Genomic DNA, 12,676 nt, shown 5'->3' with positions numbered 1-12,676 from the left:
AGATTGATTTTTTATTTCGTACCGGCATCTATGGCTCGGTTAATTACATCGTGTATCCTTGGCCTAATGTTAAGCTTTCCGAGTTGCTCACTAACAGTTGGGTTTACCCTGTTTGATAAGAAAATATACACTAATCCGCGCGCAGGATCGACCCAAACGGCTATTCCTGTATAACCTGTATGGCCAAATGTTTGCGAGGAAGCAAGTTCTGACGGATATTTCTTGGCTGGATCCGGATCTTTCCGATCGAAGCCTAACCCTCGCCTGCTCACAGTCGATTGATTGGAGGTAAACATGGTAACCGTTTCGGGCTTAAAGTATTGCTCACCTCCATAGCTGCCCTTATTGAGCAACATTTGATAATAGATGGCTAAGTCATTACTGCTTGCAAAAAGGCCGGCATGTCCCGCTACGCCTCCCGCTAGCGCCGCGCCTTGATCGTGCACGTAACCAACCAGTAACGTTTTTCTAAAGTAAGTGTCGTTTTCAGTAGGAATGATTTGATCTCTGTTGAACCTGTTTCTTGGTAAATAGCCTGCAGTTTCCATACCTAAGGGCTTATAAAAGTTTTTAAGCACATATTCGTTTAACGGTGTCTCGGTTAGGTGCTCTACAATGTCTTTCATTACATACATGCTAATGTCGCTGTACACATATTTACCTCGAGTTTTTATGGGCGAATAAAGCATTTTTGGCCACATAAAATCACTGAAAAAGCCTTTTTTTATGTAATACTTATCAGCCACCTTTGTAGGATAAGCCGCAGACGAATCGCGACTATAATCGCCCGTTTTTACAAAATCTTGAAAGGGAATATAGGGAATAAATCCGGCCTGATGCAACATCACTTCCCTCACTTGGATGCCGTTCATTGGCGACGGACGAGCGAGTGGAATATAAGCTCCGATATTTGTGTCTAGTTTCAGTTTATCTTCGTCATATAAGCGCATCACTGCAGGTGTCGTAGCGGTAACTTTGGTTACCGATGCAAGATCAAAAATATCAGTTACTTTATCGGGCACGCCGTCGTCGTAGGTATGCGTGCCGTAGGCTTTGTTAAAAATTACCTTACCATCTTTGGCAACCAAAACGACCAAACCGGGCGTAGCTTTTTTACTGATCGCCTCTGCCGCAATTCGGTCGATCTCTTTTAAATTATCAGAATTTACATCCGCATCTTCGGGAACGGTATATTTTAAACGCACTACTTTGGTATTAAATCCCGATCCTTTTAAATATTTGCCAGAAAAAGTTGTGCTAAGTTTGTTGCCAGCAGCAATGCCACCAAAAATATATTGTGGTGCAAGCGCTGCTGCTTCTACATTATTTTCTGGCATCCAAATAATCGGCACCTGTAAATCGTCGAATGATTTTAAGTCATTTCCATTTCCGAAAAAAGCAACCACCACTTGTTTTGCTTTACTAATACTCAATATAAAATTAACGTACTTGGCTTGTTTAACATGGTCGCCGTCAATTGCAATTAAAATGGTGTTGTAAAATTTTAAATCTTCCTCTAGCCTGTGCAGGTTTGTACTGTCTTTATATTCATTGGAACTAAAAGAAGTAACACTGTCGTATTTATTCGCTAAGCTATCGAACACGGTAGCATAATCAAATCCTAAACTAACCGACGCGATTGTTTTGGTCGAAAGTCTTTCAACAGGTACGATTGAATCGTGGTTATTTAGTAAAATGGTATTTCTGGTAATGGCATTTATAAGGTCTAATTTTTTCTGGTTGTCTTTGTGGTCTTGGGCGCAAGCTGCCAAACACATAAGGCAACATAAGCTTATAATACTGGTTGCAATTATTCTATTCCGCTTCATATACTTTTTCACCGTTCAGGTAAGTTTTTAATACTTTTGTTTTTAACAACATGGATTCATTTACATGCATTAAATCTTGGTTAAGAATTACAAAGTCTGCGACTTTCCCAACTTCGAGACTGCCTTTTTCCTTTTCCTCGAAATTTGCCTTTGCAGCCCAAATGGTCATTCCTTTTAAAGCTTCTAACCTTGTCAGCGCATTTTCAACTTGAAATCCTCCAAAAGGAATGCCTTTTGCGTCTTTTCTAGCCGTCGCCGCATAAAAAGTTTTCACCGGGTTTATATCCTCTACAGGGAAATCGGTTCCCAAAGGCATCCAACCATTCTGTTCGAGTAATTGTTTGTACGCATAAGAAGTTTTTAACCTATTTTTTCCCAATCGATCGCTGGCCCAATACATATCAGAAGTAGCATGCGTGGGCTGTACAGATGGGATAATGTTCGCTTTCCCAAATAAATGAAAGTCTGCTTGGCTGATTACTTGTGCGTGCTCGATGCGCCAGCGTCTATCGTTTTTGCCCTTTAAAACTTTATTATAGATGTTTAAAATTACTCTGTTTGCAGAATCTCCAATGGCATGTGTGCACATTTGAAACGAACTTTTGGCAAGTTTATCTGCCACTTCCTCAAAATGCTTTTGGCTGCTTAGCAAAAAACCAGTTTCTTTTGGCTTATCTGTATAGGGCTTTAATAAATAAGCTCCTCGAGAACCTAAAGCCCCATCTGCATAAACTTTGAAACTGCTTACATTTAATAAGCTGGTTCTTATTGGTCCGCGGTTAAATAAGTAATCGAAATTGCTTTCCTTATCAGAAAGCATCACATACAAACGTATTTTCAGCTTTTGCTCTTTTTGCAGTTTTTCTATATACTCTACATATCCATAATCCAATCCACAATCGTCAACAGTGGTAAGTCCGACTGAAAAACAGTTTTTCTGCGCAGCGAGCAGTATTTTTTCCGATAAATCGGCATCCGGAATGGGAATCTTCTGCGCTACCAGAGCCACCGCGTTGTCTATTAGCACACCAGTAACTTTTCCTTCAATGGCTTGTATATCGCCTCCAGAAATCATTCGGGGCGTTTTTACTCCTGCAAGACGCAACGCTTCTTGGTTTGCAACAGCTGCGTGTCCATCAACCCTATTTAAAAAAACTGGTCGATGAGGAAAGGATTTGTTGAGTTCCTCATTTGTAGGGAAATCTTTATTGTCCCAGTCGTTCTGATCCCAACCATTGCCTATCAACCAACCATTTGGATGCGTTTTTGCAAAGATTTTGAGTCGGTCAATCACCTCTTGCCAAGACTTAGTATCCCGTAAATCAGCCATTTGTAAATGCTGACCGTATTCAAAAAAATGTGCATGGGCATCTATAAAACCCGGATAAATAGGTTTTCCATTAGCGTCAATTTTCTCGGCGGAGTTGTATGTGCCAAGAAGCTCATCAGTTTTTCCAAGAGCAACTATTTTTCCGTTTTTAATGGCGAAGGCCTCAACCACATCAAAACTTTTGTTCACGGTATAAATTTTGGCGTTGTAGACGATTAGATCTGCCTGTTTTTTTTCACTACATCCCCAAAGTGTTAGCGTAAAAAATAAAATAGACCAAAAAATTTTCACAGGTATAAGTTAGGTAGTCAAAGATAGAAAATCCAATTAAATATGTAACAATTTTGAGAAGGGGCCAACTTCTATAGAGGTGAGGGAACAAACTGCAGATACAAAACGAGCGTAGATTTTTGGGCGTACCTCCAAGCTGCGCAAGGAAGGGGCTAAGGCCGCAAATCCTCGCTTTTACCCCACTGTGGGTTTTCCGCTCATATCCCTTAAGCGGAACAATAGGATGCGTTTTACCAAGTTTGGAAAAGTATTTTAAATTGCTTTTACCGCGTTAGAGATTGCAGTGAAATCCTTTTTACGAGAAACAAGCAGAAAGATTGGAAAATAAAATTCCTATCCGTGCACGAGGTTCGAACGCTGCCTCGGTAACGTCCAAACGTAATAAAGGGTTGTTCTTTGTAAATAGCAACTCTAAAATAAGGTCTTTGGTAAACTAAGATGTTTTTACGAGAGACAAGCAAGTAACTTGAAACATAACATTCCGTCGGCGTGTGAGGTAGCTCGCGGGGGAGGATCGAGCTAAAAGACAAGAAATGGTACTATTGCAACTATTTTGTTTAAGGACCTCTTCAAGCAGTCTTAATTCTTAACAATTATGTTCAAATGGTAGAAAAGTCATTCCGTATCAGAGATTGCGCTATGGTTATTACTCGTTTTAATAGATTTTATATACGGTCATTTACTTGTTGAGTTTTAAAGAAAACCTAATCGTTATGCTATTTTTCCATAATTTAGCAAATTATCATTGCCCAAGTCCATGACAGATATTATCCACTTATTGCCCGATGCGGTTGCCAATCAAATTGCTGCCGGAGAGGTTGTGCAAAGGCCAGCTTCTGCGGTAAAGGAATTGTTGGAAAATGCCGTTGATGCCGGTGCCGATAAAATTCAGTTGGTGATAAAAGATGCAGGTAAAGCGCTTATTCAGGTGATAGACAATGGCTGCGGAATGAGTGTTACCGATGCACGTATGTGCTTTGAACGGCATGCCACCTCGAAAGTAAAAAAAGCAGAAGATTTATTTGCCATTCGCACCATGGGTTTTAGAGGGGAAGCAATGGCTTCTATCGCTGCAATTGCGCAAGTGGAAATGAAAACCCGTAGACACGAAGATGAAATTGGTACTCGTTTGACCATAGAAGGCGCTCAAGTGTTAAATCAAGAACCAATTGCAACCACTGCCGGAACGCAGATCGCAATTAAAAATTTGTTTTTTAATACGCCTGCGAGAAGGAATTTTCTTAGGAGCAACGCGGTAGAGATGCGACACATTATCGACGAATTTCAGCGAGTAGCGCTCGCCCATCCACATGTTTTTTTTTCGTTAGACCACGATAATGTAGAGGTTTTTAATCTCCCAAAAGGAAATTTAAAACAACGGATTGTGCATCTTTTTGGTAAAAACTACAATGAGCGGTTGGTACCAGTAGAAGAAGAAACGACCATTATCAACCTTAAAGGATACATTGGAAAGCCTGCTTTCGCAAAAAAAACCCGTGGAGAGCAGTTTTTTTTTGTGAACAACCGTTTCATAAAAGATCCTTATTTAAATCATGCGGTAGCAGCTGCATTTTTTGATCTTTTGCCGGAAGATAGCTATCCTTTGTATGTATTATTTATTGAAATAGATCCTTCGAAAGTGGATGTGAATGTCCATCCTACCAAAACAGAGATTAAATACCTCGATGAAAAATCTATTTATGCCATTTTAAAATCCGCGGTTAAGCGTTCTATTGGTAGGTATAACATTGCGCCGAGTTTAGATTTTGATCAAGAAACTGGTTTTAATGGTATGATTACACAAAAAGCTGTAGAAGACATTGTGCCACCTACAATAAATTTTAATCCAAATTTTAATCCGTTTGGCACAACTCAAAATAGAACCGAAAAAGAGATTCCATTTTTGCGAAATCAGCAGCAGAAGCCCAGTATAGAAAACTGGGGTTCGTTATATGAGATTTCTACAATTCCTGAGGCCGAGCAAACATCGTTCTACACAGAAAATGACGATCTTACAACGCAGAACAAGCAGTATATGCAGCTTCATAATCGTTATATTGTTTCTCAAATAAAATCTGGTTTAATGGTTATTGACCAGCAGTTGGCGCACGAACGGATACTTTATGACCGATTTCTCAGTCATTTAGACAATAGGAAAGGGGCTTCACAACAAAGCTTATTCCCGCAAACCGTCACCTTAAATGCGAACGATTTCGAGTTAGCTAAAAGCTTATTAGACGACATAAGGAGTTTGGGTTTTGATGTGAGGGAATTTGGGAATAACACCTTGGTTATCGAAGGTATCCCCGTAGATTTAGGTGGAAGCAGTTTTAACGAGACTCAGCTATTTGAACAACTTATAGAGGGCTTTAAGAACTCTCAACAGGCGTTAAAGCTAAGTAAAAGAGAGGGATTGGCCAGAAGTCTTGCAAAAAATAGTGGAATAAAAGCTGGTATTTCTATGGCGCAATCAGAAATGAACACGTTGATAGAAGAGCTTTTTGCTTGTAAAGTACCTAACTTTACCGCCGGTGGTAAAACAATTGTGCAGACCATAACGTTGGCAGAATTGGATAAGAAATTTGAGAAAAATTAGTTTGTAAAATAAATTTAACGCCCCCATAGAAAGACAATTAAATTAATGAACAACATACACATCCCGCCAGTAATTAAGAACCTCTTAATCATTAATGTGCTTTTTTACTTAGGTACTATGTACTTTAATGCAGAAGGAACTCCGCTTGCCTTCTCGCTAGGCGCGTTTTATTTCGATTCGCAGTTTTTTAGGCCTTGGCAACCCATCACCTATATGTTTATGCATGGTGGTTTGGCACATATTTTTTTCAATATGTTTGCGCTGTACATGTTTGGCTCTGTGCTAGAAGTTAAATGGGGGACTAAAAAATTCATTATATTCTATTTAATCACCGGGTTGGGTGCGCTTGCGTTGCAGATGGCTGTTCAAGCTTTTGAAGCGCATCAGATCACCGGCTCTATTACAAATATGGTTAACATAGATTTTATCAAAGGAACCGTAGAGGCAAATGTTCCCGGAATTACACAAACTCAATTAGGAAAATTGGCAGATATATATGGTACGCCTATGATCGGCGCATCAGGCGCAATTTTTGGTTTGCTCGTTGCATTTGGGATGCTTTATCCAAATGCAGAATTGTTCATTCTATTTATTCCTGTCCCGGTAAAAGCAAAATACATTATCCCTATATACATTTTATTCGAGTTGTTTTTGGGGGTCGGACAATTTGCAGGTGATTCTGTAGCCCATTATGCCCACTTAGGGGGCGCACTAATTGGATTTATCCTAGTTAAATTTTGGAAAGATAAAGACGATACTTTTTACACACTTTATGAATAGCAACAACATTTTAAAGGATTTAAAATACAAGGTTTTTAACTCTGGCAATCCTCTTTATTTTTACATTGGGTTAAATGTGATCGTATTTCTGATAGTGGGAATTGCTTCGCTTGCCTTATTTTTAAGTGGCAGCCAGTTTAACATAAGCGCTTTAGTAAGGGAATGGTTTGGACTTCCCGCGGCACTAACTAAACTGCCTGAGCGATTTTATACAGTTGTTACCTACATGTTTTTTCATGATGGCATTTTTCATTTGTTATTTAACATGTTAGGCCTGTACTGGTTCGGTCAAATATTTTTAAATTTTGCCAAGAATCGCCAGTTTCATTTTATTTATATAGTTGGTGGATTGGCCGGCGCAGTGTTTTACGTTCTTGGCTTGAATGTATTTCCGGTGTTTGCAAACAGTGTGTATGGAGCAACGGTAATTGGTTCTTCTGCGGCGGTAATGGCAATTGTTGTAGCGTCTGCAACGCTCATGCCAGATTATTCGCTGTTTATGATGTTTTTGGGCCCAGTTAAAATAAAATATTTGGCTTTGGGATTTTTTGTATTGGATATCTTGGGCATTGCCTCGACAAACGCTGGCGGAAGCTTCGCCCATATCGGCGGTGCATTATTTGGTTTTTTTTACATCAAAAGCTTACAGAAAGGAAGCGATTGGAGTAAGCTATTGCAGCCAAAACCAAAGTTGAAAGTCGTAAAAAACGATCAACCAATTGTTAAGAAACGCGCTACGGATTTGGTTTCCCAAAAAGAAATCGATGCGATTCTCGATAAAATATCTTCGTCTGGTTACAATAAACTTACGGCAATCGAAAAGGAAAAGCTTTTTAAGGCAAGCAAGGATTAATGGTAAAAAAGAGGTATAATTTTCTAGACAAGCTTTTGTTGCCAATAGCGGTGGTTTTTTTAATAGCACTGATTATGGGTATTTTCGCCGGTGTTGTAGATCCTAGAGGATTTCCTTTATTTGCGTTTTTTGGGCTTGCTTTTCCTTACGTGCTATTGTTTAATATCCTATTTCTTGTCTGGTGGTTTATTGGTAAGAAGTATATTTTTGGGTTACTTACATTGCTGGTGATAGTTTCAGGTTACCGCCCAATTATTGCAACATTTTCCTTTTCGGGAAATCGGGGTAACGCTGTAAAAGTGCCAAATAGCATTAGAGTGTTGACATATAATGTACATAACTTCCAGCCATTTGAGGGCAATAAAAGCGAAAAAATAAAGGAGAAAATCTTAAAAATTGTTAAAGATCAAAACCCTGATGTTGTTTGTTTTCAGGAGTTTTATACCCGTTTTAAGGGTAAATACGATCTTATTGATAGTTTGAAAACTCAATTAAATGCAAAGAATTTTTATTTCGTAGAGAGCGAAAGGAACAAGTATGAAGCAACAGGTTTAGCCACTTTCTCTAAATATCCAATAGTGGCACAGGGAGAGATTCCATTTGTAACAGGTTTGAAGGGCAACATGAGCATTTATACAGATTTGAGTATTGATGGAAAGCTGCTAAGGGTTTATAATGTTCATTTTCAGTCCATTTCCTTTCAACCCCAAGACTATGAGTATTTGGATCAGATCAAAGATATGAAGACCCAGGTTAGGCCGAGCAAGCGTATTTTGCGTATGCTGAAAAAAGCTTTTGAAAAGCGAAGTAGTCAGGTTGATATCATGAAGAAAGAGATGGCCGATTGCAAAACTCCCTACCTTATTGCGGGCGATTTTAACGATACACCGGCTTCTTACGTCGTCACCCAAATTACAAAAGGTTTGAATAATGCTTTTGTTGAGAAAGGTGCAGGTTTAGGGAAAACATATAATGGAAAATTTCCAAATTTTCAGATAGATTATATTGCGACCTCAAAAGATTTGAATGTATTGAATTACAATATTATAGAAGCCAAACTTTCTGATCATTTTCCAGTGAGGAGCGATTTAAGATTTAAATAACCTTTTTTTTTGTTTTTCGCGTGAGATAGGCTTGTCAAGCATCGAAGTTTTTGTAAAAAAATGTTAAAGCTTAAAACTTGTTAGGTGTAAAATTTTTAATTGGATATATTTACCAAATCGAGATTTAAAACCATCTAAATGAATTCCTTCAAAAGGTCGAGTATATTATTTTTAGTGTTATTGGCGGCTTGTTTCAGTTGTAGCGCACAAACAGATACCGTAAGCATCAATACCATGATCAATAAAACTAGTAAATATTTATCAAGCTACCCCGAGGAGAAGATTTATTTACACTTTGATAAACCCTATTATGCCGTGGCCGATACGGTTTGGTTTAAGGCGTATGTAACAGAGAATTTAAATTTGCTGTCCAAGCTCAGTAGAATTCTTTATGTCGATGTAATCAATCAGAAAGATTCATTAATTCAAACCCTAAAATTGCCGTTGGCAGATGGCATGACAGAAGGCAGTTTTCCGCTTGATCAAGTAAATTATGCGCAGGGCAATTATCATCTTCGAGCATACACTAAATGGATGTTAAACTTCGAAAACCCTGCCTTTTTTAACAAAACTTTTTACGTCGGCGAAACAATTGATAAAGAATTAAAGACCCACATCGCCTATAAAAATGCCTCTACCGACAAACAAGAAAAAATAATAGCTCGTATTCAGTTTAAAGATCCAAATGATAAGCCTTATGCAAATAAGCAGGTAACATGGCAAGTAGTAACTACGTTTACCGTAATTGATAAGGGAAAAGGTACCACAGATGGGAATGGCTACTTAAGCATCGCGATGAGCACAAATCAGAATGCAGAATATCAGTTAAAAAACGGTGATTTACAGACAAGTTTAACGATTAGAGAAAATGATATAGCAAATAGCACTTTTAAGTTAAAGACGGCTATCGTAACAGAAGACATTCAATTTTTTCCGGAAGGTGGTATGCTTGTAAGCGATATTCCCAACAAAGTTGCTTTTAAATCAATTAAAAGTGATGGCTTAGGGATAGAGGTTAAAGGTTCTGTTATTGATGAAAACGCTAAACAGATTGCCGTCATTAGCTCGCAACATTTAGGAATGGGCAGTTTTGAATTTACGCCCGAAGCAGGAAAAACCTATTCCGCAAAGCTTACTTTTGGCAATGGCGATTCTAAGATAGTAAAATTACCTGCTGTTTCTGCAGAAGGCAGCGTGCTTAATATCGATAATTCAAATGCAAATCAGCTCGTGGTTAAGATTTCATCAAATAAATCTTTTTTAGATAAGCACAAGGGCAAAAAAGTCTATCTCATCGCACGCTCTAAAGGTGTAGTTTGCTATGGCGCACAAACGTCGTTGGCAGAGCCAGTGTATAAGACCTCAATTGCGAAAGCTAAATTTCCACGTGGTATTGCGCAGTTTACCTTATTTTCTGAAGATGGAAAGCCAATAAGTGAACGTATTGTTTTCGTGGATCAGAAAAATGCACTTGCCTTGAGCATTTCTACTCCACTGCCTAGTTACGGATCAAAAAAGAAAGTTAAAGTAAATGTCCTTGCAAAAAATGATACTGCTACAGTGCAAGGTAGTTTTTCTGTGGCGGTAGTAGACGAAACCAAAGTGCCTTATAACGATGATCGGGAGGCAACCATTCTAAGTACTTTTTTACTCACCAGCGATGTTAAAGGATATATAGAGCAGCCAAACTATTATTTTGATAAGCCCGATGAAAAAAAAGCAGAAAACTTAGACCTATTATTACTTACCCAGGGATATAGAAGTTTTAATTATGGTGATATTTTTGCGGATAAAGTTCCAGAAATAGCCTTTTTGCCCGAACAGGGGATAGAAGTATCCGGCATATTGAGACTTTCGAATGGTATTCCGGTTAGAAAAGGTCAGCTGTTGTTGACAATTCCCGATAAGCGTTACAGGCAAGAACTTACCACAGATCCTGTCGGTAATTTTAAGTTTTCTGGCCTCGTTTTAAACGATACGTCAAAAGTTAACATTTCCGCTAAATACAATCCTGGCTACCAGAATATGGTGCTTAGCTTAAAAGGAAATGCATACCCAAATGTAGGTCGCAATTTTAATGGGCCAGATGAGGTATTGAATATTGACAGCACTTTAACCGCTTATTTAAGCAATAGTACAAAGCAATATTCTTACTTACACACCTTAAAAGATGTTACCATTCGGGGTGTCTCTAAGCCCAAACCTAGCCACAATGATTATTCTGCATTGACAGGATTAAGTCAAATCGCAGATCATGAGGTGAGTGGGGAGAGTTTAAAGGGATGTAATGTGCTCATTAATTGCTTACAAGGATTGTTGCCTGGAGTAACTTACATAGACAATAACTTTTACATAACTAGAGATTATAATGCGGGCAATCGGACGCCAATGGGGATTTTCTACAACGGCTTTTTTGTTGATGTGAGTTCGTTGGGATCTGCTTCTGGAGACAATATATCTTCGATAGAAGTATTTTTAAAAGATCCCCTTGGCACAGTAAATAGACAAAACAATGTGAACGGTGTTATTGTGATCAATCAAAAAGAAAAGCCGAAAGGAGAACGGATTAGTAAAGCGCAGTTGTTAGACATGCTGCCAAAGAATTACCAATTAACTTTTTCTCCGCAAGGTTATGATAAAGCACGCACGTTTTATGTGCCGCGTTATGATGTCCCTGCAAATTTAAACCGAAACGATTTGAGAACGACAGTTTATTGGAATCCGAACGTGATTACCGATGCTGCTGGAACAGCAAGCTTTGAATTTTACAATGCCGATGGAAAGGGAAAGTATAAGGTGGTGGTTGAAGGTATAGATGACAATGGCAATATCGCTCGCGGAGTTTACAGATATATCGTGAAGTAGGAGTGCTGATTGTTTTTTATGATTTCATATTCTATTGCAGCGCTTAGAAGAAGATTTAAGATGTAATAGTGTTGTGGAGATGCACCACAAGTTCGCTGTCATTGTTTTAACTTTTGAATTGACTTGGAATCTTGGACATGACTAATGGCAAGGTGTCACCAAAAATTCTCCGCAGTTTTATGCTAAATAGATCAAATACTGCTTGCGTATTTAGATGCGCAAAAAGTTTTAATAAGGTTTGTTAGGGATAGCAACGAAAATCTAAAATGAAGTAAACGTTGCGGCGATTAGTAGTAGATGGCGTGGTTAATCGAGCGGCTTGAGCGAGTTTCCAGGGAATTTAATACTAGTAATTTATTGCGCAAGAAAGAAGGTTGTAGGAATAATGTTAAATTTTTTATCTCCCTCTTTTATCAATTTCATGCAGTTTACAAGGTGCTAAGCATTAATCTGAACTAGAGACCGGGCAGACTGAAAACAATTCCTTTAACCCCTTGATTTTGTGAATCTTTTGTTCTACTTTTGCAGTCCGTTTTATAGGCTATCTGTAAAGAGGCTAGGGGAGCGGTAAATTATTTAATAAATAACATAAAAAAGCACAATGCCAACCATTCAACAATTAGTTAGAAAAGGTAGAGTAGCTCTGGAGTTTAAAAGCAAATCTCCAGCGTTGGACAGCTGTCCACAGCGAAGAGGTGTATGTACACGTGTGTACACCACTACCCCTAAAAAACCAAATTCAGCTATGCGCAAAGTTGCCCGCGTTCGTTTAACGAACGGTAAAGAGGTAAATGCATACATTCCTGGAGAGGGACACAATTTACAAGAGCACTCTATCGTATTGATTCGCGGTGGTAGGGTAAAAGATTTACCAGGTGTACGTTATCACATCATTCGTGGTGCGCTAGATACTTCTGGTGTTGCTGGTAGAAATCAGCGTAGGTCTAAATATGGTACTAAACGTCCAAAACCAGGTGCGGTAGCTGCTGCACCGGCAAAAGGCAAAAAGAAATAATTGGGAGGAAATAA

The 12,676-nt window shown here is 38.7% G+C and carries 8 protein-coding genes; 6 read left to right on the top strand and 2 right to left on the bottom strand.

The window, feature by feature from the left end:
- Positions 1-11: 11 nt before the first annotated feature.
- The gene (locus tag ACVWYG_RS10385) at positions 12-1,829 is read right to left on the bottom strand and encodes a serine hydrolase domain-containing protein (RefSeq protein WP_457270150.1); all 1,818 of its coding nucleotides are present in this window, start codon (positions 1,827-1,829) and stop codon (positions 12-14) included.
- Entirely contained in the window at positions 1,816-3,450 is a 1,635-nt protein-coding gene (locus tag ACVWYG_RS10380) for an amidohydrolase (protein WP_457270149.1), read from the bottom strand. The genes ACVWYG_RS10385 and ACVWYG_RS10380 overlap by 14 nt, the downstream gene beginning before the upstream one ends.
- 757 nt (positions 3,451-4,207) lie before the next feature.
- Between ACVWYG_RS10380 and mutL the strand changes: the two genes are divergently transcribed.
- From mutL to rpsL, 6 genes are all read left to right on the top strand, one after another.
- A complete protein-coding gene (mutL, locus tag ACVWYG_RS10375; protein WP_457270148.1) occupies positions 4,208-6,046 on the top strand; it encodes a DNA mismatch repair endonuclease MutL in 1,839 nt (612 codons plus the stop codon).
- A gap of 45 nt (positions 6,047-6,091) precedes the next feature.
- Positions 6,092-6,826, top strand: coding sequence for a rhomboid family intramembrane serine protease (locus tag ACVWYG_RS10370; protein WP_457270147.1), 735 nt, complete (start codon positions 6,092-6,094; stop codon positions 6,824-6,826).
- Positions 6,819-7,679, top strand: coding sequence for a rhomboid family intramembrane serine protease (locus ACVWYG_RS10365; protein ID WP_457270146.1), 861 nt, complete (start codon positions 6,819-6,821; stop codon positions 7,677-7,679). The genes ACVWYG_RS10370 and ACVWYG_RS10365 overlap by 8 nt, the downstream gene beginning before the upstream one ends.
- A complete protein-coding gene (locus ACVWYG_RS10360) occupies positions 7,679-8,782 on the top strand; it encodes an endonuclease/exonuclease/phosphatase family protein (protein ID WP_457270145.1) in 1,104 nt (367 codons plus the stop codon). Before ACVWYG_RS10365 ends, ACVWYG_RS10360 begins: the two co-directional genes overlap by 1 nt.
- Before the next feature lie 138 nt (positions 8,783-8,920).
- On the top strand, positions 8,921-11,647 hold the full coding sequence (locus ACVWYG_RS10355) for a carboxypeptidase regulatory-like domain-containing protein (RefSeq protein ID WP_457270144.1): 2,727 nt from the start codon (positions 8,921-8,923) through the stop codon (positions 11,645-11,647).
- A gap of 601 nt (positions 11,648-12,248) precedes the next feature.
- On the top strand, positions 12,249-12,662 hold the full coding sequence (gene rpsL / locus ACVWYG_RS10350) for a 30S ribosomal protein S12 (protein ID WP_457270143.1): 414 nt from the start codon (positions 12,249-12,251) through the stop codon (positions 12,660-12,662).
- The last annotated feature ends 14 nt before the right edge of the window (positions 12,663-12,676 follow it).

The sequence above is a fragment of the Pedobacter sp. UYEF25 genome, assembly GCF_054061655.1.
This window is presented reverse-complemented; position numbering and strand designations above follow the sequence as displayed.